General features: G+C 65.8%; 24 protein-coding genes. 12 read left to right on the plus strand and 12 right to left on the minus strand.

Annotated features, from left to right (window positions below):
- Positions 1–36: 36 nt before the first annotated feature.
- The gene (locus tag AC13C7_RS14130) at positions 37–1,368 is read right to left on the minus strand and encodes an NAD(P)-dependent oxidoreductase (RefSeq protein ID WP_482867872.1); all 1,332 of its coding nucleotides are present in this window, start codon (positions 1,366–1,368) and stop codon (positions 37–39) included.
- Between the two features lie 247 nt (positions 1,369–1,615).
- Here AC13C7_RS14130 and accB point away from each other — a divergent pair, with 247 nt between their 5' ends.
- The 3 genes from accB to aat all read left to right on the plus strand — a co-directional run bounded on the left by accB (position 1,616) and on the right by aat (position 4,271).
- Positions 1,616–2,113, plus strand: a complete 498-nt coding sequence (gene accB, locus AC13C7_RS14135; RefSeq protein ID WP_446121834.1) for an acetyl-CoA carboxylase biotin carboxyl carrier protein — start codon at positions 1,616–1,618, stop codon at positions 2,111–2,113.
- A gap of 10 nt (positions 2,114–2,123) precedes the next feature.
- Positions 2,124–3,470, plus strand: a complete 1,347-nt coding sequence (accC, locus tag AC13C7_RS14140; RefSeq protein ID WP_172317492.1) for an acetyl-CoA carboxylase biotin carboxylase subunit — start codon at positions 2,124–2,126, stop codon at positions 3,468–3,470.
- Between the two features lie 135 nt (positions 3,471–3,605).
- A complete protein-coding gene (gene aat / locus AC13C7_RS14145; RefSeq protein ID WP_172317490.1) occupies positions 3,606–4,271 on the plus strand; it encodes a leucyl/phenylalanyl-tRNA--protein transferase in 666 nt (221 codons plus the stop codon).
- Here aat and AC13C7_RS14150 read toward each other — a convergent pair.
- The 4 genes from AC13C7_RS14150 to ald all read right to left on the minus strand — a co-directional run bounded on the left by AC13C7_RS14150 (position 4,235) and on the right by ald (position 6,745).
- Complete coding sequence (locus AC13C7_RS14150) at positions 4,235–4,645, minus strand: DUF2155 domain-containing protein (protein ID WP_482867873.1); 411 nt, start codon at positions 4,643–4,645, stop codon at positions 4,235–4,237. The genes aat and AC13C7_RS14150 overlap by 37 nt on opposite strands.
- Positions 4,642–5,103 carry an outer membrane lipid asymmetry maintenance protein MlaD gene (mlaD, locus tag AC13C7_RS14155; protein WP_482867874.1) on the minus strand — a complete coding sequence of 154 codons (462 nt, stop codon included), beginning with the start codon at positions 5,101–5,103 and terminating at the stop codon, positions 4,642–4,644. The genes AC13C7_RS14150 and mlaD overlap by 4 nt, the downstream gene beginning before the upstream one ends.
- Before the next feature lie 19 nt (positions 5,104–5,122).
- The gene (locus AC13C7_RS14160) at positions 5,123–5,500 is read right to left on the minus strand and encodes an NADH:ubiquinone oxidoreductase subunit NDUFA12 (protein WP_172317486.1); all 378 of its coding nucleotides are present in this window, start codon (positions 5,498–5,500) and stop codon (positions 5,123–5,125) included.
- 126 nt (positions 5,501–5,626) lie between these two features.
- A complete protein-coding gene (gene ald, locus AC13C7_RS14165) occupies positions 5,627–6,745 on the minus strand; it encodes an alanine dehydrogenase (protein WP_482867875.1) in 1,119 nt (372 codons plus the stop codon).
- Positions 6,746–6,879: 134 nt separating this feature from the next.
- Between ald and AC13C7_RS14170 the strand changes: the two genes are divergently transcribed.
- Together AC13C7_RS14170 and AC13C7_RS14175 are read left to right on the plus strand one after the other, a co-directional pair.
- A complete protein-coding gene (locus AC13C7_RS14170; protein ID WP_446121843.1) occupies positions 6,880–7,335 on the plus strand; it encodes an Lrp/AsnC family transcriptional regulator in 456 nt (151 codons plus the stop codon).
- Between the two features lie 76 nt (positions 7,336–7,411).
- On the plus strand, positions 7,412–8,287 hold the full coding sequence (locus AC13C7_RS14175) for a hypothetical protein (protein WP_482867876.1): 876 nt from the start codon (positions 7,412–7,414) through the stop codon (positions 8,285–8,287).
- Between the two features lie 69 nt (positions 8,288–8,356).
- Here AC13C7_RS14175 and AC13C7_RS14180 read toward each other — a convergent pair whose 3' ends face one another.
- Entirely contained in the window at positions 8,357–8,623 is a 267-nt protein-coding gene (locus tag AC13C7_RS14180) for a DUF2312 domain-containing protein (protein ID WP_172317478.1), read from the minus strand.
- 137 nt (positions 8,624–8,760) lie between these two features.
- On the opposite strand from AC13C7_RS14180, the gene AC13C7_RS14185 reads away from it, so the two are divergent.
- Positions 8,761–8,976 (plus strand): hypothetical protein, encoded by a 216-nt coding sequence (locus tag AC13C7_RS14185; protein ID WP_446121848.1) that lies wholly within the window; start codon positions 8,761–8,763, stop codon positions 8,974–8,976.
- A gap of 7 nt (positions 8,977–8,983) precedes the next feature.
- On the opposite strand, the gene AC13C7_RS14190 is transcribed toward AC13C7_RS14185, so the two are convergent.
- The 5 genes from AC13C7_RS14190 to acnA all read right to left on the minus strand — a co-directional run bounded on the left by AC13C7_RS14190 (position 8,984) and on the right by acnA (position 14,140).
- Complete coding sequence (locus tag AC13C7_RS14190; RefSeq protein WP_482867877.1) at positions 8,984–9,700, minus strand: DUF1223 domain-containing protein; 717 nt, start codon at positions 9,698–9,700, stop codon at positions 8,984–8,986.
- A 77-nt stretch (positions 9,701–9,777) separates the two neighbouring features.
- The gene (locus tag AC13C7_RS14195) at positions 9,778–10,227 is read right to left on the minus strand and encodes a methyltransferase family protein (protein ID WP_446121852.1); all 450 of its coding nucleotides are present in this window, start codon (positions 10,225–10,227) and stop codon (positions 9,778–9,780) included.
- 6 nt (positions 10,228–10,233) lie between these two features.
- Positions 10,234–10,584: a DOPA 4,5-dioxygenase family protein gene (locus AC13C7_RS14200; protein WP_172317471.1), complete on the minus strand. Its 351-nt coding sequence runs from the start codon at positions 10,582–10,584 to the stop codon at positions 10,234–10,236.
- A gap of 82 nt (positions 10,585–10,666) precedes the next feature.
- Positions 10,667–11,002 (minus strand): hypothetical protein, encoded by a 336-nt coding sequence (locus AC13C7_RS14205; RefSeq protein WP_482867878.1) that lies wholly within the window; start codon positions 11,000–11,002, stop codon positions 10,667–10,669.
- Between the two features lie 363 nt (positions 11,003–11,365).
- On the minus strand, positions 11,366–14,140 hold the full coding sequence (gene acnA / locus AC13C7_RS14210) for an aconitate hydratase AcnA (protein WP_482867879.1): 2,775 nt from the start codon (positions 14,138–14,140) through the stop codon (positions 11,366–11,368).
- A 185-nt stretch (positions 14,141–14,325) separates the two neighbouring features.
- On the opposite strand from acnA, the gene ccmA reads away from it, so the two are divergent.
- The 6 genes from ccmA (at position 14,326) to AC13C7_RS14240 (ending at position 18,607) form a co-directional block, all read left to right on the plus strand.
- The gene (gene ccmA, locus AC13C7_RS14215; RefSeq protein WP_482867880.1) at positions 14,326–14,952 is read left to right on the plus strand and encodes a heme ABC exporter ATP-binding protein CcmA; all 627 of its coding nucleotides are present in this window, start codon (positions 14,326–14,328) and stop codon (positions 14,950–14,952) included.
- Positions 14,949–15,605 carry a heme exporter protein CcmB gene (gene ccmB / locus AC13C7_RS14220; protein WP_172317463.1) on the plus strand — a complete coding sequence of 219 codons (657 nt, stop codon included), beginning with the start codon at positions 14,949–14,951 and terminating at the stop codon, positions 15,603–15,605. The genes ccmA and ccmB overlap by 4 nt, the downstream gene beginning before the upstream one ends.
- 56 nt (positions 15,606–15,661) lie before the next feature.
- Positions 15,662–16,390 carry a heme ABC transporter permease CcmC gene (gene ccmC / locus AC13C7_RS14225; RefSeq protein WP_172317461.1) on the plus strand — a complete coding sequence of 243 codons (729 nt, stop codon included), beginning with the start codon at positions 15,662–15,664 and terminating at the stop codon, positions 16,388–16,390.
- The gene (ccmD, locus tag AC13C7_RS14230; protein WP_172317459.1) at positions 16,387–16,545 is read left to right on the plus strand and encodes a heme exporter protein CcmD; all 159 of its coding nucleotides are present in this window, start codon (positions 16,387–16,389) and stop codon (positions 16,543–16,545) included. The genes ccmC and ccmD overlap by 4 nt, the downstream gene beginning before the upstream one ends.
- Positions 16,542–17,132 carry a DsbE family thiol:disulfide interchange protein gene (locus AC13C7_RS14235; protein WP_482867881.1) on the plus strand — a complete coding sequence of 197 codons (591 nt, stop codon included), beginning with the start codon at positions 16,542–16,544 and terminating at the stop codon, positions 17,130–17,132. Before ccmD ends, AC13C7_RS14235 begins: the two co-directional genes overlap by 4 nt.
- 182 nt (positions 17,133–17,314) lie before the next feature.
- Positions 17,315–18,607, plus strand: a complete 1,293-nt coding sequence (locus tag AC13C7_RS14240) for an O-acetylhomoserine aminocarboxypropyltransferase/cysteine synthase family protein (RefSeq protein WP_446249274.1) — start codon at positions 17,315–17,317, stop codon at positions 18,605–18,607.
- Positions 18,608–18,872: 265 nt separating this feature from the next.
- On the opposite strand, the gene AC13C7_RS14245 is transcribed toward AC13C7_RS14240, so the two are convergent.
- Positions 18,873–19,583: an SIMPL domain-containing protein gene (locus AC13C7_RS14245; protein ID WP_482867882.1), complete on the minus strand. Its 711-nt coding sequence runs from the start codon at positions 19,581–19,583 to the stop codon at positions 18,873–18,875.
- Between the last annotated feature and the right edge of the window lie 51 nt (positions 19,584–19,634).

A 19,634-nucleotide genomic window follows, 5' to 3' on the forward strand; every position in this document is an offset into this window, starting at 1 on the left:
CATCGCCCGGAATCACATTCAAATCGGGGCCGCGCGTCACGCGCTCAGGCTTGCGTGGATGTCCTCCGCCGCGTCGCGCCCTTCGGCCACCGCCGTCACGGTCAGGTCATCGCCGCTGCTTGCGCAATCGCCCCCGGCCCAAACCCCGGCCTCGGAGGTGCGGCCCGCGCCGGTGATGGCGATCTTGCGCCCGTCCAGTTTCAGAGCCCCGGCATCGCCGAGCGACTGCCCGATGGCCTTGAAGACCTGGTCGGCGGGGAGGGTAAAGCGCTCGCCCGTGCCTTTCAGCCCCTCGGGCGTCTGCGTCGTGTATTCGGCCTCAAGGGCCTGCACCGCGCCGTTTCCGGTCATTCGCACCGGCATGGCGTTGAAGATGATCCGAACGCCCCTGGAGGCGGCCAGATCCTGTTCATAGCGGCTGGCGGGCATGGCGTCGCGGCCCCGGCGGTAGAGGATGGTGACACTCTCCGCCCCGAGGAGCTTGGATTGCACGGCGGCGTCCACCGCCGTCATGCCGCCGCCGATAACCACCACGTTGCGGCCCACGGGCAAGGCGGAGAGGTCGCCCGTCTGGCGCAGGTCGGCGATGAAATCCACCGCGTTGGCCACACCCTCCTTGTCCTCGCCGTCAGCGCGCAGCGCGTTCACACCGGCCAGCCCCATGCCCAGGAACACCGCGTCGTAATCGCCGCGCAACTCCTCCAGGGTCAGGTCGCGGCCAAGCGCACGCCCGTTCAGCATCCGGATGCCGCCGATCTGCATCAGCCAGTTCACTTCCGCCTCGGCGAAGCCACCCACCGTCTTGTAGGCGGCGATGCCGTATTCGTTGAGGCCACCGGGTTTCTCCCGCGCCTCGAAGATGTCGACGTCATGGCCCTTCATCGCCAGGCGATGCGCACAGGCCAGACCGGCGGGGCCCGCGCCGACCACGGCGACCTTTCGGCCCGTGGGCGCGGCGCGGGAATAGGGATGCGTGCCCGCCGCCATCACCGTGTCGGTGGCATAGCGTTGCAGCCGCCCGATCTCGACCGGCTTTCCTTCCGCGGCCTCGCGCACGCAGGCCTCCTCGCAGAGCGTCTCGGTCGGGCAGACGCGGGCGCACATGCCGCCCAGGATGTTCTGGTCGAAGATCGTTTTCGCCGCCGCCTCGGGCGTATCGGTCGCGATCTGGCGGATGAACAGGGGAATGTCGATCGAGGTCGGACAGGCCGTGATACAGGGCGCGTCATGACAGAAATAGCAGCGATCCGCCGCCACCAATGCCTCATGGTCATCCAGCGGCGCGTGCAGATCGGCGAAATTGGCCGCGTATTCCGCGCGATCCAGCCGCGCGGGCGCGATGCCGGGGGTGAATGGGCTGTTCGACATGGGGCCTCCCTTCCCTGATCGAATGAATGTCTTGGCAAAACGCTTGCACAGGTCTGATTTTTGATCAAGTGGTAAAAAATGAAATCTGCGGGATCGCAGGCGCGTCCGCCGCGAAAACGGGGCCCCGTGGTTGGCTTTTGCTTTTCACCCCCCGCGCGTGGCACTATATACGGGCGAACAGGATCATGCGCAGGGCAATGACGGCAGAAAGCCGGGGCCCTCGCGCGGCACATGAGGGACAGGACATATGGCAGACAAGTCGCATGACGGGGACGTGGCATTCATCAAGGCGCTGGCCGAATTGCTGGAACAGAACGACCTGACCGAGATCGAGGTCATGCGCGAATATGGCGAGGATGACAGCCTGAACGTGCGCGTCAGCCGCCAGATGGCCGTGGCCCCCGCCCCCGCCTATCACGCCCCCGCGCCTGCCGCGCCGCAGGCCCAAGCGACGCCCGCCGCCCCGGCCACGCCCGCGGCCCCCGCGACCGGCGGCGACCCGGCGCAGGACCCCGATGCGCTGACCTCGCCGATGGTGGGCACCGCCTACCTGGCGCCGGAACCGGGATCACCCAATTTCGTCTCGGTCGGCGACAAGGTGGCCGAGGGGCAGACCCTGATGATCGTCGAGGCGATGAAGACGATGAACCAGATCCCCTCGCCCCGCGCGGGCACCGTCACCCGCATCCTGATCGGCGATGGCGACCCGGTGGAATTCGGCTCGCCCCTGATGATCATCTCCTGAAGGGCGCGACATGTTTGACAAAATCCTGATTGCCAATCGCGGCGAGATCGCCCTGCGCGTCATTCGCGCCGCGCGCGAGATGGGCATCCAGTCGGTTGCCGTCCATTCCACCGCCGACAGCGACGCGATGCATGTGCGCATGGCCGATGAGGCGATCTGCATCGGCCCGCCCTCGGCCACGCAAAGCTACCTGTCCATTCCCGCCATCATCTCGGCCTGCGAGATCACCGGCGCGCAGGCGATCCATCCCGGCTATGGTTTCCTGTCGGAAAACGCCGCCTTCGTGCAGATCGTCGAGGATCACGACCTGACCTTCATCGGCCCCACGGCGGAACATATCCGCGTCATGGGCGACAAGATCACCGCCAAGGAGACGATGAGGAAGCTCGGGGTTCCTTGCGTGCCGGGGTCCGAAGGCGGTGTCGACACGCTGGAGGACGCGCTGAAGATCGGCGAGGAATTCGGCTATCCCGTCATCATCAAGGCGACGGCGGGCGGCGGCGGCAAGGGCATGAAGGTGGCGCGCTCGGCCGAGGAGATGAAATCAGCCTTCCAGACCGCGCGTGCCGAGGGCAAGTCGAATTTCGGCAATTCGGATGTCTATATCGAGAAATACCTGACCACACCGCGCCATATCGAGATCCAGGTCTTCGGCGACGGCAAGGGCCGCGCCGTGCATCTGGGCGAGCGTGACTGTTCCCTGCAACGCCGCCACCAGAAAGTGTTCGAGGAGGCCCCCGGCCCCGCGATCGACGCGGCGACCCGCGCCCGGATCGGCAAGATCTGCGCCGATGCAATGGCCGATATCAACTATATCGGGGCCGGCACGATCGAGTTCCTCTTTGAGGATGGCGAGTTCTATTTCATCGAGATGAACACCCGGCTTCAGGTCGAACACCCGGTGACCGAGGGCGTCTTCGGCGTCGACCTCGTGCGCGAACAGATCCGCGTCGCCGCCGGTTTGCCGATGTCCTTCACCCAGGACGACCTGCAGGTGCAGGGCCACGCCATCGAGGTGCGCATCAACGCCGAGAAACTGCCGAATTTCTCGCCCTGCCCCGGCAAGATCACGCAATTCCACGCCCCTGGCGGGCTTGGCGTGCGGATGGATTCGGCGCTCTATGACGGCTATTCGATCCCGCCCTATTACGACAGCCTGATCGCCAAGCTGATCGTGCAGGGCCGCGACCGGCCCGAGGCGCTGGCGCGTCTGCACCGGGCGCTTGGCGAATTGATCGTGGACGGCATCGACACCACCATCCCCCTCTTCCGCGACCTTTTGCGCGAAGAGGCGGTTCAGACGGGCAATTACAACATCCACTGGCTGGAGAAGTGGCTGGCGGAAACCTATCCCTGACCCGACGCTTTCCGCCCCGTAACCCGATATGGATACGGGGGCGATTTCGCCTTTGCGCTGACCCGGATCGCGCAACAGTCTGTCGCAGCCGCCCCCCGCTACATTCGCGGGAAACCCTGCTAGACTGCCGGTGCAATGCCTCATGATGTCCTGACCCCCACACGCCCTGCCATCACCCCTGATCTTCTGCTCAGGGCCTATTCGGTGGGCATCTTTCCAATGTCCGAGGGACGCGAGGATCCGGGCGTTTTCTGGGTCGATCCGCAGATGCGCGGGATCATTCCCCTGAATGGCCTGCACATCTCGCGCAGCCTGGCCCGCGCGATCCGGGCAGAGCGCTACCAGGTCCGCGTCAACGCCGATTTCGCGGGCACCGTGCTGGGATGCGCCGCGCGCGACGAGACCTGGATCAACGACCAGATCTTCGACCTCTACGAACAGCTTCACGCCGCGGGCTTCGCCCATTCGGTCGAGGTCTGGGATGGGGATGACCTGGTCGGCGGCGTCTATGGCGTGGCGCTCGGCGCCGCGTTCTTCGGCGAAAGCATGTTCTCGCGCCGTACGAATGCCTCCAAGATCGCGCTGGCCTACCTGGTCAAGCGGCTGCGCTACGGCGGCTTTCAGCTGTTCGATACGCAGTTCGTCACCGATCACCTGCTGAGCATGGGCGCGGTCGAAATCCCGCGTTCCGAGTATCGCAAGCGGCTGGAAAAGGCGCTGGATTGGGAGGCCGATTTCCTCGCCCAACCCTCACCGGTGCCGGTTCACGAGATCCTGCACCGCAGAACCCAGACATCGTAGCGCGGGTGTTCCAGCGCCACCAGCGCGGGGCTGGAGGCGATCATCCAGGCGTTGAACAGCTCCTCGCCCTCAAGATCGAGCACCTGGACATGGGCATAGGCCTCGGCCTCGGGAGTGTCCTCGGGGTAGCGGCATTCGATCAGCCGCACCGCGATGCGCCCGACCAGCACGGTCTGGCCGCGCGCGATGTCGATATCGGTGGACCGGCCCACGGTCTTGTCCAGCATCCGCAGCACCGCGCCGGGGGCTTCCAGAACCACCGGGCCGGGGTCGAAATTCGGGTTCGGCTCCTGCGTGAGTTGCACGCCGTCCTGCTGCGCCAGCGCCGTGAGGGGCCAGAGCATCAGGGTCAGCGCAAGCGCGAGCCGCCTCATTGCGTGCTGTCCCCGCCATTGCCGCCGACATAGCGCAGCAGAAGCGTGACCAGCGAGACCGAGCTTTGCGTGTTGTAGACCTCGTCCCCCTCGGCCAGGGCTTCGAGGGATCCGCCGGGCAGAAGCTCAACGAAATTGCCGCCGAGCAGCCCTTCCGAGGAGATCGCAACCGTGCTGTCCTCGGGCACCTCGACATCGTCGAGCACGGTGAACCCGACATCGGCGCGGAAGGTTTCGGTGTTCAGCGTCAGATCGGTGACGGATCCCACGCGCACGCCGGCCAGCCGCACATCGGTGCCGACCGTGATGCCGTCCGCGGCGCGGAACGAGGCCGACAGGCGGTAGCTGTCGCTCGATTGCATCTCGTAGCCGCCGACCTGCGCGGCATAGATGAAGAACCCCACCGCGGCGGCCAGGACGGCGCCGCCGACCAGAACTTCTGTCGTGTTTTCGGACATGTGAAAGGCTCCCCGAGGGTTATTCCGGGCTCCAGGCCTCGTAATCGCTGCGCTCGGCCGGCACCGCGCGGCGGATCGACCCGGCGGGCGCATAGGCGTTTTCCGTGCCGGTCAGGTTGGGAATATGCGGCTTTTCCCAGGTCTTATGAACCATGGGCCGGTCGGTCGGCGGCTCGGCATAGGTGTGGTGCAGCCAGCCATGCCATTCCGGCGAGACGCGGCTGCCCTCGACCAGGCCGTGATAGATCACCCACCGGCGGCTGTCATCGGCGTTGCGATAGTAGATATTGCCCTGATCGTCCTCGCCCACCTTCTGGCCCTTGCGCCAGGTGAAAAGCTGCGTGCCGATGGTCTGGTCGTTCCACCAGGTGAACAGGCGATTGATGAACGCAAGCATTTGGGCCTCCGGCAAGGGGGTAATCGTCGCCTTCCCTAATGCCGCAACTGGGCGGGGAGGTCCAGCGCGAAAGCCTCGGGCAGGGTGACGCGGGCAGAGGTCCGCACCCCCTGCCCGCGCGGCGTCTCAGGCGGCCAGCGCCGAGGCGACGTCGGTATAGTCCAGGCCAAGCGCCTCGGCGACGGCCTTGTAGGTGACCTTGCCGTTCCAGACGTTGAGACCGTTTGCCAGATGCGGATCGGCGCGCAGTGCTTCCTGCCAGCCCTTGTCGGCGATGCGCAGGGCATGCGGCAGCGTCACGTTGTTCAGCGCATAGGTCGAGGTGCGGGCCACGGCACCCGGCATGTTGGCGACGCAGTAATGCACGATACCATCGACCAGGTAGGTTGGATCGGCATGGGTGGTCGCCTTCGAGGTCTCGAAACACCCGCCCTGGTCGATGGCCACGTCGACCATCACCGCGCCGGGCTTCATCGTCGACAGCATGTCGCGGCTGACCAGCTTGGGCGCGGCGGCACCGGGCAGCAGCACCGCACCGATGACCATATCGGCCTCGGCCACGCATTCGGCGAGGTTCGCCTGGTTCGAGAAGCGCGTCATGGCGCGGGCCTCGAAATGGATCGCCAGACGCTCCAGCACTTCCGGGTTGCGGTCGAGGATGGTGACATCCGCGCCAAGCCCCACCGCCATCTGTGCCGCGTTGAACCCGACGACGCCGCCGCCCAGGACGGTGACCTTGCCCGGCGCCACACCCGGCACACCGCCAAGCAGCACGCCGCGCCCGCCATGGGCCTTTTCCAGCGCCGAGGCCCCGGCATGGACCGACATCCGGCCCGCGACCTGGCTCATCGGCTTGAGCAGCGGCAGGCCGCCATGGCGGTCGGTGACGGTCTCATAGGCGATACAGGTCGCGCCCGAGGCCACGAGATCCTTGGTCTGGGCGGGATCGGGGGCGAGGTGCAGGTAGGTATAGAGGATCTGCCCCTCGCGCAGCATCGCGCGCTCACCGGCCTGGGGTTCCTTGACCTTGACGATCATGTCGGCGGCGGCAAAGACCTCCTCGGCGGTATCGACGATCGCGGCGCCCGCGGCACGGTAGGCGTCATCCTCGGCCCCGATTCCGGCCCCGGCCCCCGCCTCGATCACGACCTGATGGCCATGCGCGATCATCTCTTCGGCGCTTTCGGGCGTTATGCCGACGCGGTATTCGTGGTTCTTGATTTCCTTCGGGCATCCGATCTTCATGGCGCTGGTCCTCCCCCTATGCGTGAATTGCGCGTAAAATACCCGCGAAACGCCGGGATTTTGTTGATTTTTTCCTGATGTTATGGTGAGTTTCTGCAAGTTTCTTGCGCAACCGACACGGTATCCGGAAAATAATGGACCAGATCGACACCCGCATCCTGCGCGCCCTGCAACGCGATTCGCACCGCCCGGTGGCCGAACTGGCCGCCGATCTGGGTCTGTCGGCCTCGGCCTGTCACCGCCGCATCAAGGCGCTTGAAGGCGCGGGCATCATCGCCGGATACGCCGCCCGGCTGAGCCGCAGAAAACTGGGCTTCAGCCTGCTGGTCTTTGTCGAGATCACCCTGAAAAGCCAGGAGCGCAGCGTGCTGCAGGCGTTCGAGCAGGCGGTGCGCGCCGCCGATGACATCCTGGAATGCCACCTGACCAGCGGCCAGGCCGATTACACCCTGCGCGTCAGCGCCCGCGACATGGACGATTACGACCGCATCCACCGCGACGGGCTGGCCACCCTGCCCCATGTCGCGGCGATGCACACGACCTTTGCCCTGCGCCCCATCAAACACTGGCAGGGCTACCCCGTCAGATAGGGGTTTTGCTTGGCCGGGGGCTTCTGTAGGTTGCCCCCCAAAGGCCCATAAAAACGAGAGGTTCGAGGGGGATCACATGCAGGTAGTGTTTCACATCGGCGCGCCCTGCACGGATGACGACCGGCTGATCAAATCGCTCCTGCGCAACCGCGAGGCGCTGGCCCGCGACGGCATCGCCATCCCCACCCCGGCGCAGTATCGCGGCGTGATCTCGGACACGATGCGCGCGCTGGCCGGTGCGCCTGCGCCGCTCGAAATGCAGGACGCCATCCTTGAGGCCGCCCAGGTGCCCGATGGTGCCGCGCGGGTGGTGTTCTCGGATGCCAAGGTCGTCACCATCCCGCGGCTGGTCATGATCGGGCCGCAGATCTGGCCCAAGATCGAGCGCAAGGCGCGCAATCTGCGCAACCTTTTCCCCGAGGCCGAGGTGGAGTTCTTCGTCGGCATGCGCGACCCCGCCACGCTGATCCCGACGCTTTTCAAAGGCTCGCGCTTTACCGATTTCGCCGAGTTCACCGACGACATGCAGCCCCTCGCGCTGGCCTGGTCGGAAATGCTGATGCGGATGCGCGCCGCGGTGCCCGACAGCCCGGTCACGGTCTGGTGCAACGAGGATACGCCGCTGATCTGGGGCGAAGTCCTGCGCGAGATGGCCGGCTGCAACCCGACGGCCCCTCTGGCGGGCGTCGACGACCTGCTGGAGGAGTTGATGGAGCCCAAGGGTTTCAAGCGGTTGCAGGAATATCTGGAGAAGAACCCGCCGGAAAACGAGATGCTGCGGCGCCGGGTGACGGCGGCCTTCCTCGACAAATACGTGCGCGACGACATGATCGAGGAAGAACTGGACACGCCCGGCTGGTCGCCCGAGATGCTGGAGGCGATGACCGACGCCTACGAGGATGACATGGACGCGGTCGCCCGCATCCCCGGCGTCACGCTGATCACGCCGTGAGACCGGAGCGATGCGCGGGGTCGATCCCGCGCACGCAAACTGCGTCGGCGCAGTCTTCCCCCCCGGCAATCAGCGCATGCCCAAGGCTTCCTTGTACATCTCCAGCACCGCCTCTTCCTCGGCGATATCGTCGGGCTCGCGCTTGCGCAGCGCCACGACCTTGCGGATCACCTTGGTGTCGTAGCCGCGCCCCTTGGCCTCGGCCATGACCTCCTTCTGCTGGTCCGCGATGTCCTTTTTCTCGGCCTCGAGCCGCTCGAACCGTTCGATGAACTGGCGCAGCTCGTCTGCGGTCACGCGGTAGCTGTCGGGGGGGGAGGAAGCGGTGTCGTCCATCACGGGCCTGCCTTGTTGTTGGAAATCAGCTCTGGCCAGCGGTCTACCCCGACGCCCGCGCCCTCGCAAGACTTGCGAAGCGGCCCCCGGCGGGCTAAGGCCCAAAACGGCAGAGGGGCGGCGAAAGGATATCGGGGATGGTGTGGCTGGTCTGGGTCGGCGCGGGGCTGACATTGGCGGGGCTGGTGCTGATCGGCTACTGCATCGCGGCGGCGCTCAGGGTGCGGCGCGCGGGGCTTGCCGACGAGGAGACGCGCGCGCGCCTGCAACGCATCGTCTTCATCAACATGGGCGCGCTGTTGCTGTCGGCCCTCGGGCTGATGTCGGTCGTCCTGGGCGTGTTCCTGGCCTAGGCCCGCCCTATTCCAGCCGCGCCGCCCCCAAGATCAGACCCGGTCCGGCCTCCTGCACGATCACCACTACGGGCGTGTCGCTGGCATCGGTCAGGCTGAGGCGGAAAGGCTCCTCGCCGGTCCAGGTGCCGACCTGCGACCATTCGGTGACGATATTGGTATAGGTGAGGGTGCGGCCCGCATTCTCGCCGCGCCGGATCTCGACGGTTGCCGTCGGATCGTAGCGCACGACCTGCACCACCATCGCATCATCAGGCATCGCCATTGTGGCCTCGGCCTCGATATTCAGGACCGAGCCCTCGCGGCTCAGCCGCACATGCACCGGGTATTCGACCTCGCGTTGGGTCATGATCAGGTCGGCCACGCGCATCGTCTCGCTGCCGACGACATGCTCGCCGCCGCCAATGATCATCTGGGGCGTGTAGACCATGCGCCGCCCCGCCGCGCGGGCATAGGCGTGCTGACGGCGGGTGAACTGGCGCGAGGCAAAGGTGTCCTCCCACCCGATGTAATCCCAGTAATCGACATGCAGCGCCAGCGGGATGACGTCGTCGCGCGTCGCGAGCTCGGCCAGAAGCGCATCGGCGGGCGGACAGGCGGAACAACCCTGGCTGGTAAAAAGCTCGATCACGACGGGTACATTCACGACGGGGCCATCCGCGCGCGATGCGGTGGCCGGCGCGAGGCCGAGGATCAGGGCGAGGGCAAAGGCGATGCGGTGCATGGGGGTCCCTTCGGGTCTATGACCTAGACCTAGCCATCCGAAGCCCGGCTTACCAATCAAGCCTTTGCGATATTTCGTTACAGCCAGCGGCCTGTGGTCTGCATGTAACGGCGCGCCTCCAGCCCGAAGGTTTCGATCAGGCGTTCTTCTTCCGGTTGAATGAAGCGCAGGGTGAGGACCGAGATGAACAGCCCCGGCAGCAGCGCCGCGCTGAGCGCCCCGAGCCAGAGCACATAGCCCGTCAGCATCGCCACCAGCCCCAGGTAGATCGGATTGCGCGAGAAGCGGAACGGGCCCTCGGTAATCAGCACGCGCGGCGCGTGATGCGGCTCGATCGTGGTGCGCTTGGCCCGGAACCACAGCGCGGACCAGACGATCAGCCCCGCTCCGCCCGCGATCAGCACCAGCCCGAGCCCCCAGAAGACCGGCCCGAAGGCCAGCACCAGCGGCAATTCGCGCGCCAGCAGCCAGGCGGCGAGGCAGAAACCCGCGAACCAGATCGGCGGCAGATCGGGAAATCCCTTCATCAAGCGTCACTGGAAGATCGACAGGTCGAGGTCCAGCCCGCAGCCAAGCCAGATCGCGTGATCGCGGTGATCGGCCAGTTGCGCCGGTTTGCTCTCGCCGGTGATCGGATGGGCGAAGACGACCAGCCCGCCCCGGTTCAACGCCAGCCAGGGCAGCAGGCGGGCGAACTCCTCGGGCGTGGCGGACAGCTGGCACGAGCCGCAGGGATGCGGGCCGACGGGCTTGTCATGCAGCCGGCCCATCCCGACGCCGAAAACCTCATGCGCCGCCTCGCACAGCTCCTGCGCCCGCGCGCGGGTCTGCGCCGTGAAATAGACATGGGCGTGATAACCCTTGATTTCGGCGGTTCCGGTCATGGCGCAAGCCCCCCCTCTCGTAACCGCCCCAGTCTAGATCAAGCGCGGGAGTATCGCCAGAGGCGGTTGGGGGCCTGCCCCGTCAGGACACCGCCCGAACTGGGGCAGTTTCTGCGGCGGTTCCACCGAAAATCCCGAGCCGCGCCTTGAGGGCGTCCGGCAACAGCCGCGCGGTGGAAATCCGCGGCTGTGCCATCTCGGGGATGATGCGCTCGGCCCCGTAGAGGTCGAGATATTCGGCGTGGTTGTCGAAGGCGGCGCGTCCGAGATTAGAACCGTATCCGTCATAGCCGATTTTCTGCCCGGAAAGGCTGTTGGCGTTGGTCAAGATGAAATAGAGGCCGCCATCGACGATCATCGGATCGTTGCCCGGCCCCGCAGGCCCCACCACGGTCACCGGGTTGGGGGAATCCGTCAAGGTCGCCGGCTGTCCCGAGTTGGTCATTCCGTCGTCGATGGCGTCCAGATTGTCGGAACGCCTACTGCTTTCAACCGTTCCTGACCCGGCTACGATCGACCTGTCGGGCGGCGTGGATCCGAGAGGTAACAGAAATCGTAAGTCGCAGGTATTGGCTCAGTCCAATCTCCATCATCGCATCGGGTAAGGCGCGCCTTCGGGCGGGCGCGGGTATGCAACGCGCCAAGCACGTGCCTATTCTCACCAAAACAGGCTTTCCGGTCGCAACGCGGCCCGTCATGATTTTCCAGCGCGCACAGGGTGGGCAGTCCTGCCCTCCGATAACCTTGGAAAAGGTGGGCAGATCCCTGCCCACCCTGCCCGTCACCCCGCCTTGGCCAGGTCGCGCAGCACGTAATGCAGCACGCCGCCATGTTCGACATATTCCTTCTCGATGGCGGTATCGATACGGCACTTGAGGGTGATCTCCTTCACCGTGCCGTCCTCCATCGTGATCTTGCAGGGCACCTCCTGCTGCGGCTTGACCTCGTCGAGCCCCAGGATCGAGACCGTCTCCTTGCCGGTCAACCCAAGCGTCTTGCGGGTGTCGCCGCCGGTGAACTCGAACGGAATCACGCCCATGCCGACGAGGTTGGAGCGGTGGATACGCTCGAAATTCTCCGCGATCACGGCCTTGACGCCCAGAAGCGCGGTGCCCTTGGCGGCCCAATCGCGCGAGGAGCCTGCGCCGTATTGCTCACCGCCGAAGATGACCAGCGGCGTGCCCGCCTCCTGATGCGCCATCGCGGCGTCGTAGATCGAGGTCTGCTTGCCGTCGGGCCCAAGCGTGTAGCCGCCCTCGACCCCGTCCAGCATCTCGTTCTTGATGCGGATATTGGCGAAGGTGCCGCGCATCATGACCTCGTGGTTGCCGCGGCGTGAGCCGTAGGAGTTGAACTCGCGCACCGGCACCTGGCGTTCGACCAGGTATTGACCGGCGGGCGTGCTTTCCTTGAACGACCCGGCGGGGCTGATGTGGTCGGTGGTGACCATGTCGCCCAGAACCGCCAGCACCTTGGCATTCTCGATATTCGAGATCGTGCCGGGTTCCTTGCTCATGCCCTGGAAATAGGGCGGGTTCTGCACATAGGTGGATTGCGGCGGCCAGTCATAGGTCTCGGCCTCTGAGGTTTCCACCTGCTGCCATTTCTCGTCGCCCTTGAAGACATCGGCGTATTTCTCGATGAAGGCTTTCCGGGTCACGGTCTTCTGGACCAGGTCGGCGATCTCCTTCTGGGAGGGCCAGAGGTCTTTCAGGTAGACCGGGTTGCCGTCCTTGTCCTCGGCCAGCGGATCCTTCGTGATGTCGATATTCATGTCCCCGGCCAGCGCATAGGCCACGACCAGCGGCGGGCTGGCCAGGTAGTTGGCGCGCACATCCGGTGAAATCCGGCCCTCGAAATTGCGGTTGCCCGACAGGACCGAGACGCCGATCAGATCGTTGTCGTTGATCGCCTTGCTGATCGCGGGCTCCAGCGGGCCGGAATTGCCGATGCAGGTGGTGCAGCCATAGCCCACGAGGTTGAAGCCGATGGCGTCGAGATCGTCCTGAAGCCCGGCGGCTTCCAGGTATTCCGAAACGACCTGGCTGCCCGGCGCCAGCGAGGTCTTGACCCAGGGCTTGCGGTTGAGGCCCAATTCGCGCGCCTTGCGTGCCACCAGCCCCGCGCCGATCATCACGTAAGGATTCGAGGTGTTGGTGCAGGACGTGATCGAGGCGATCACGACCGAGCCGTCATGCAGCTGGTAATGGCCGTCCTCGGTGCTGACGAAGGCGTGCTCGTGCTGGCCGGTACTGCCGGGGATGTCGCGCGGCTCGGGCGCGCCGCCTTCGCCCAACCAGCGCGTCTCATCCTTGCCCCGGACATCGCGGCCTTCACGGAAGCCGTTGACATATTTCGTGAATTCCGACGCGGCGGCATCCAGCGCGATGTGATCCTGGGGCCGTTTCGGGCCGGAAATAGCGGGCACGACCGACCCCATGTCCAGGCTCAGCGTGTCGGTATAGATCGGCGCATAGCTGTCATCGCGCCACATACCGTTTTCCTTGGCATAGGCCTCGACCAGCGCGATGCGGTCCTTGTCGCGGCCGGTCAGCTCCAGGTAGCGCAGGGTTTCGCCGTCGATCGGGAAGAAGCCGCAGGTGGCGCCGTATTCGGGGGCCATGTTGGCGATGGTGGCGCGGTCGGCCAGCGGCAGGTGGTTCAGACCCTCGCCGTAGAACTCGACGAACTTGCTGACCACCCCCTTTTCGCGCAGCATCTCGACCACTTTCAGCACCAGGTCGGTGCCGGTGCAGCCCTCGACCATCTTGCCGATCAGCTCGAAGCCCACAACCTCGGGGATCAGCATGGAAATCGGCTGCCCCAGCATCGCGGCCTCGGCCTCGATCCCGCCGACGCCCCATCCCAGGACGGCCAGGCCGTTGATCATGGTGGTGTGGCTGTCGGTGCCGACCAGCGTGTCGGGATAGGCCACGCTCTCGCCATTCTGGTCCTCGTCGGTCCAGACCGTCTTGCCCAGATATTCCAGGTTGACCTGGTGGCAGATGCCGGTGCCCGGCGGCACCACGCGGAAATTGTTGAACGCGCCCTGCCCCCATTTCAGGAACTGGTAGCGCTCCATGTTGCGCTCATATTCGCGGTCGACGTTCATCTGGAAGGCGCGCGGGTTGCCGAACTCGTCGATCATGACCGAATGGTCGATGACCAGATCGACCGGGTTCAGCGGGTTGATCTGCTGCGCGTCGCCACCAAGCGCCACGATGCCGTCACGCATCGCCGCGAGGTCCACCACCGCCGGAACCCCGGTGAAATCCTGCATCAACACGCGCGCGGGGCGATAGGCGATCTCGCGCGGGTTCTGGCCGCCCTTGTCGGCCCAGTCTGAGAACGCCTTGATGTCGTCCACCGTGACGGTCTTGCCATCCTCGAAGCGCAGCATGTTTTCCAGCACCACCTTGAGGGCGGCGGGCAGCTTGGAGAAATCGCCAAGCCCGGCAGCCTCGGCCGCGGGGATGGAGTAATAGGCGACGGACTGGTCGCCAACGGTGAGCGTCTTGCGCGTCTTGGCGCTGTCTTGACCGACGGTAATGGGCATGGGTGGGGCCTCCCTGAACTGCGCGGAAATTGGGTATCGCTGCCGCTTCACATGCCAGCAAACCCTGCCCCGATCAAGGGGGGTGCGGCGATTTTGTATGCAATGGCATACTGAAATCGAGGGCTTTCGCGCTGTGACAGGCTGGCGCTTCCCCCCTTGCCCGGTTTGGGCTAGGGGTTCGGCCCATGACGCTTGTTGTAGACGCCCTGTCCTGCGCCCGAGGCGGTGTTCCGATCCTGACCGGGGTGGGCTTTGCGCTGGCGCCGGGCGAAGGGCTTGTCCTGCGCGGGCCGAACGGGTCGGGCAAGACGACCCTGCTGCGCGCGCTGGCGGGGCTGACGCCGCCCGTCGCGGGCCGGATCGACGCGCCCGAGGATGCCATCGCCTATGCGGGCCATGCCGACGGGCTGAAGGCGCAGCTCAGCGTCGCCGAGAACCTGACCTTCTGGGCGGGTGTCTTCGGCGGGCGCGACATATCGGCGGCGGTCGAGGGGTTCGACCTTGCGGGCCTTCTGGACCGGCGGGCGGGCAACCTTTCGGCGGGGCAGAAACGGCGGCTGAGCCTGGCGCGGCTTCTGGTCACCGGGCGGCCGATCTGGTGCCTCGATGAGCCGACTGTGTCGCTGGACACCGAAAACGTCGCCCGCTTCGGCGCGGCGGTGCGCGGGCATCTGGACGCGGGCGGGATCGCTGTCATCGCCACCCATATCGACCTCGGGCTGGAGGATGTGCAAAGCCTCGACATCACCCCCTTCATCGCACGGACCGAGCGCCAGAGCGCCGATCCGTTCCTGTCCGAGGGCGCGTTGTGAAGGGACTTCTTCTACGAGATCTGCGGCTCGCCTTCCGCGCCGGCGGCGGGTTCGGGCTTGGCCTTGCCTTCTTCCTGATCGTCACCGTCCTGATGCCCTTCGGGATCGGCCCCGAGACCGCGACCCTGGCCCGCATCGCGCCGGGGATTCTCTGGATCGGGGCGCTTCTGGCCTGCCTCTTGTCGCTGGACCGCATCTTCGCGCTGGACTGGGAGGACGGATCGCTCGACCTGCTGGCCACCGCGCCGCTGCCGCTGGAGGCCGTCGCCGCCGTCAAGGCGCTGGCGCATTGGATCACCACCGGCCTGCCGCTGGTCGCGCTCAGCCCGGTGCTGGCCGTGCTGCTGAACCTGCCCGCCGAGGGGTTCCCCTGGCTCATCGCGTCGCTCACGCTCGGCACGCCCGCCCTTTCCGCCATCGGCAGTTTCGGCGCGGCGCTGACGGTGGGGCTGAGACGCGGCGGGCTGCTCATGTCGCTATTGGTGCTGCCGCTCTATGTGCCGACGCTGATCTTCGGGGCCGAGGCCGTGCGGCGCGGGGCGGACGGGCTGGACGCCGCCACACCGCTGGCATTGCTGGCCGGGGTCACGCTGGCGACGCTGGCCGCGATGCCCTTCGCCGCCGCCGCCGCCCTCCGCGTCAATCTGCGCTAGGCGCGCGTCCTCAAGCCCCATTGTGATGCAAGGTAACGCGGCATAGGTTGCGGCGCATGTCGATCTGGGAATATGCAAATCCACGCAAGTTCATGGCCCTTTCGGGCGCTGTGCTGCCATGGGTCAGCGCAGCTGCCGCGATCGTGCTGGTCGGCGGGCTGATCTGGGGCTTCTTCTTCACGCCCGACGATTTCCGCCAGGGCTCCACCGTCAAGATCATCTACCTGCATGTGCCCGCCGCGATCATGGCGACCTCGGTCTGGTTCATGATGCTTGTGACCTCGCTGATTTGGCTCATTCGCCGCCACCATGTCAGCGCCCTGGCCGCCAAGGCCGCCGCCCCCGTGGGCATGGTCTTCACGCTGATCGGTCTTTTCACCGGCGCGGTCTGGGGGCAGCCGATGTGGGGCAGTTGGTGGGAATGGGATCCGCGCCTGACCGCCTTCCTGATCCTGTTCCTCTTCTACCTCGGTTATATCGCGCTGTGGGAAGCGGTCGAGAACCCGGACGCCGCCGCCGACCTGACCTCCGTTCTGTGCCTTGTCGGCACGGTCTTTGCCGTGATCTCGCGCTACGCGATCCTCTTCTGGAACCAGGGCCTGCATCAGGGCGCGTCGCTGTCGATGGATGCCGAGGAAAACGTGGCCGATGTCTTCGCCTACCCGCTCTGGACCAGTATCGGCGGGTTCTTCCTGCTCTTCCTGGCGCTCGTGCTCTACCGCACGAGGACCGAGATCCGCGCCCGCCGCCTGCAAGCGCTGGTGCAACGCGAGAGGATGGCATGATGCCGGATCTGGGGGCCTACCGGGTCGAGGTGCTGTCGGCCTATGCCGGGACGCTGCTGCTTCTCGCGGTGCTCGTCGCCGCATCCATCTGGAAGGCGCGGCGCACCTTGCGCCAGTTGCGCGATGCCGAGGCGCGTCGGGAAAACGTCAAATGAAATACAACTGGTTGCTGGCCCTGCCGCTGATCGTCACGGCGGCAATATCGGGTTTCTTCCTGGCGCAGCTTGTGCTCAATCGCGGCGATCCGGCGAGGGGGGGCGATTCCGCCGCCCTGCCCTCGACCCGCGCGGGCAGCGTGGCGCCGGATCTCGACCTGCAACCGCTCGCGCAATTGCCCGGACTGACCCGCGCCGATCTTGAAGGCAACGGGTTGGTGATCGTCAATTTCTTCGCCAGCTGGTGCGTGCCCTGCCGCGCCGAGCACCCGACCCTGACCGCGCTGGCCGAGGCGGGCAACCCGCTTTACGGGGTGAATTACCGCGATGCGCCCGACGATGCGCTCGGCTTCCTGTCCGATCTCGGCAACCCTTACGACCTGATCGGGGCCGATCCCGAGGCCCGTGCCGGCCGGGAGTGGGGCGTGGCGGCGTTGCCCGAGACCTTTTTCATCAACGACGAAGGTATCGTCGTGCTGCATTTGCGGGGCCCGGTCCTGCGCCGCAGCCTGCGCAACCAGGTGATCCCGGCCTTGGCCGAGGCCGGTTACACGCTGCAAGGCGCCGAGGCCATCGCGCAGCAGTGACGAACGGCCGTCCCGTCCCTCACGCCGTTGGCAAGACGGATATTCCTGCCCGCCGCCTGAACTGGCGAAACCGTCCCTGTTCCCGCACCACCCGCCCTGCGCGCCAAAGCGCTCTGTTGTGACGCGGGGGAACTTGGCCTAAGACGATGCGGGAATTTCTTGATCAGGGAGGCTTTCGCCCGATGTCCGACGCACCCACCTACGGTTTCGACACGCTGCAGATCCACGCGGGCGCCAAGCCCGACCCCGCCACCGGCGCGCGGCAGACGCCGATCTACCAGACCACCGCCTATGTGTTCCGCGATGCCGATCACGCCGCGGCCCTCTTCAACCTGCAAGAGGTCGGCTATATCTACTCGCGCCTGACCAACCCCACCGTCGCCGTGCTGCAAGAACGCATCGCCACGCTGGAGGGCGGCGCCGGTGCGGTCTGCTGTTCCTCGGGCCACGCGGCGCAGATCATGGCGCTGTTCCCGCTGATGGGGCCGGGCAGGAACGTCGTGGTCTCGACCCGTCTCTATGGCGGCACGGTCACCCAGATGAGCCAGACCATCAAGCGCTTCGGCTGGTCGGCCAAATTCGTCGATTTCGACGATCTGGACGCGGTGAAATCGGCGATTGACGAGGACACCCGCGCGGTGTTCTGCGAAAGCATCGCCAACCCCGGCGGCTATATCACCGATATCCGCGCCATTGCCGACATCACCGATGCGGCGGGCCTGCCACTGATCGTCGATAACACATCGGCCACGCCCTACCTGTGCAACCCGATCAGCCTGGGCGCGACGCTGGTGGTGCATTCCACCACCAAGTTCCTGACCGGCAACGGCACCGTCACCGGCGGCTGCGTCGTCGATTCGGGCAAGTTCGACTGGATGGCGTCGGACAAGTTCCCCTCGCTCAGCCAGCCGGAACCGGCCTATCACGGGCTGGTCTTCGCCGAGGTGCTCGGGCCGATGGCCTTCACCTTCCATTCCATCGCGATCGGGCTGCGCGACCTTGGCATGACGATGAACCCGCAGGCGGCGCATTACACGCTGATGGGGATCGAGACGCTGTCGCTGCGCATGGAACGCCATGTCGAGAACGCGGTGAAAGTGGCGAAATGGCTGGAAAATGACGACCGGGTCGATTTCGTGACCTATGCGGGGCTGGAAAGCTCGCCCTATTATGCCCGGATCGAGAAGGTCTGCCCGAAAGGTGCCGGCGCCCTCTTCACCTTTGCCGTGAAGGGCGGCTACGAGGCCTGCGTGAAGCTGGTCGATTCCCTTGAGATCTTCAGCCATGTCGCCAACCTGGGCGATACGAGGTCGCTGGTGATCCATTCGGCCTCGACCACGCACCGGCAGTTGACGCCGGAGCAGCAGGAGGCGGCGGGCGCGGCCCCGAACGTGGTGCGCCTGTCGATCGGGACCGAGAATTTCGAGGATCTGATTGCCGATCTGGACCAGGCATTGACCAAGGCCACCGCCTGACCTTTGCGTCGGATTGCCTGACGGCAATCCGATCCGTGGGGGGGCTGTCTGCCCCCGTCGCCATTGTCGCTCGGACCAATGGCGCAACAATGACGACCCCCCGAAGGTATTTCTGGCAAAATGAAGATAGGGGCGCGCGCGTTAAGGGTAACGGGCATGCGTTAGAGTTCGTCGCGTTCATTCGCATTCACGTAACGCCCTCTAACCTCTTGATGACGCATGTCCGAGAAGCTCGAAACCGGTTCCCACTTTTGAGCGACATGCTCTAATCATTTGACAGGGATCGGTTTTCGATCTCATAGGTGATCGTGACCTGCGCCGTGAGGGACAGCGCGCCTTCCGCCACCGGGACCGCGCTGCGCGTGGCCATCTCCATCATCTGCGGGCGCGGCTCGGGGCCGGTCTGCTCGGACAGTTCCAGCACATCGCCAAGCGTGACGCCCGCCGCCTCGGCATAAAGCGTGGCGCGGGCCTGCGCGGCCTCCACCGCCGCGATGCGGGCCTCGTCGGTCAGGGGTCCGGGTTCCTGCAGGCCGAAACTGATGCCGCGGAACTCGTTCGCCCCGGCCTCGGCCACCGCATCGAGCACCTCGCCAAGCGCGTCGATGTCGCGTACGATCACGGCAAGCGCATTGGTCACGCGGTAGGCCTCGATCCCGGCCGGGTCGCCGCCGCCCTCGCGCGCGTCCTGCCAGACCGGGGCCAGATCGAAGCGGGTGGTCTGCATGTCCGCCTCGGCGATACCGGCCCCCCGCAGCACCTCGAAGATGCGCGCCATGCGGGCGGAGTTCCGCGACAGCGCATCGGCAGCGGCCGCATCGCGGGTGACGACGCCAAGCGAGATCGTCGCCATGTCGGGGTCGGCCTGGACCTCACCGCGTCCGGTTACCGTCAGGATTGCGGGATCATCGGCCAGGGCCGGAGTTGCGACCGGGGCGGCCAGGATCAGACCCAGAACAAGGACAATAGGTTTCATGCGGCGACTTTCCTTTTACATTTTGCCCAAAGAGCTTAGGATGATTTCCGC

It is taken from the genome of Alterinioella sp. B-7, from assembly GCF_056857775.1.

Bases quoted from the DNA above. Each gene is read 5' to 3' on its own strand.
- AC13C7_RS14130 (WP_482867872.1), bottom strand. From the start codon at position 1,368: ATGTCGAACAGCCCATTCACCCCCGGCATCGCGCCCGCGCGGCTGGAT.
- accB (WP_446121834.1), top strand. From the start codon at position 1,616: ATGGCAGACAAGTCGCATGACGGGGACGTGGCATTCATCAAGGCGCTG.
- accC (WP_172317492.1), top strand. From the start codon at position 2,124: ATGTTTGACAAAATCCTGATTGCCAATCGCGGCGAGATCGCCCTGCGC.
- aat (WP_172317490.1), top strand. From the start codon at position 3,606: ATGCCTCATGATGTCCTGACCCCCACACGCCCTGCCATCACCCCTGAT.
- AC13C7_RS14150 (WP_482867873.1), bottom strand. From the start codon at position 4,645: ATGAGGCGGCTCGCGCTTGCGCTGACCCTGATGCTCTGGCCCCTCACG.
- mlaD (WP_482867874.1), bottom strand. From the start codon at position 5,103: ATGTCCGAAAACACGACAGAAGTTCTGGTCGGCGGCGCCGTCCTGGCC.
- AC13C7_RS14160 (WP_172317486.1), bottom strand. From the start codon at position 5,500: ATGCTTGCGTTCATCAATCGCCTGTTCACCTGGTGGAACGACCAGACC.
- ald (WP_482867875.1), bottom strand. From the start codon at position 6,745: ATGAAGATCGGATGCCCGAAGGAAATCAAGAACCACGAATACCGCGTC.
- AC13C7_RS14170 (WP_446121843.1), top strand. From the start codon at position 6,880: ATGGACCAGATCGACACCCGCATCCTGCGCGCCCTGCAACGCGATTCG.
- AC13C7_RS14175 (WP_482867876.1), top strand. From the start codon at position 7,412: ATGCAGGTAGTGTTTCACATCGGCGCGCCCTGCACGGATGACGACCGG.
- AC13C7_RS14180 (WP_172317478.1), bottom strand. From the start codon at position 8,623: ATGGACGACACCGCTTCCTCCCCCCCCGACAGCTACCGCGTGACCGCA.
- AC13C7_RS14185 (WP_446121848.1), top strand. From the start codon at position 8,761: ATGGTGTGGCTGGTCTGGGTCGGCGCGGGGCTGACATTGGCGGGGCTG.
- AC13C7_RS14190 (WP_482867877.1), bottom strand. From the start codon at position 9,700: ATGCACCGCATCGCCTTTGCCCTCGCCCTGATCCTCGGCCTCGCGCCG.
- AC13C7_RS14195 (WP_446121852.1), bottom strand. From the start codon at position 10,227: ATGAAGGGATTTCCCGATCTGCCGCCGATCTGGTTCGCGGGTTTCTGC.
- AC13C7_RS14200 (WP_172317471.1), bottom strand. From the start codon at position 10,584: ATGACCGGAACCGCCGAAATCAAGGGTTATCACGCCCATGTCTATTTC.
- acnA (WP_482867879.1), bottom strand. From the start codon at position 14,140: ATGCCCATTACCGTCGGTCAAGACAGCGCCAAGACGCGCAAGACGCTC.
- ccmA (WP_482867880.1), top strand. From the start codon at position 14,326: ATGACGCTTGTTGTAGACGCCCTGTCCTGCGCCCGAGGCGGTGTTCCG.
- ccmC (WP_172317461.1), top strand. From the start codon at position 15,662: ATGTCGATCTGGGAATATGCAAATCCACGCAAGTTCATGGCCCTTTCG.
- ccmD (WP_172317459.1), top strand. From the start codon at position 16,387: ATGATGCCGGATCTGGGGGCCTACCGGGTCGAGGTGCTGTCGGCCTAT.
- AC13C7_RS14235 (WP_482867881.1), top strand. From the start codon at position 16,542: ATGAAATACAACTGGTTGCTGGCCCTGCCGCTGATCGTCACGGCGGCA.
- AC13C7_RS14240 (WP_446249274.1), top strand. From the start codon at position 17,315: ATGTCCGACGCACCCACCTACGGTTTCGACACGCTGCAGATCCACGCG.
- AC13C7_RS14245 (WP_482867882.1), bottom strand. From the start codon at position 19,583: ATGAAACCTATTGTCCTTGTTCTGGGTCTGATCCTGGCCGCCCCGGTC.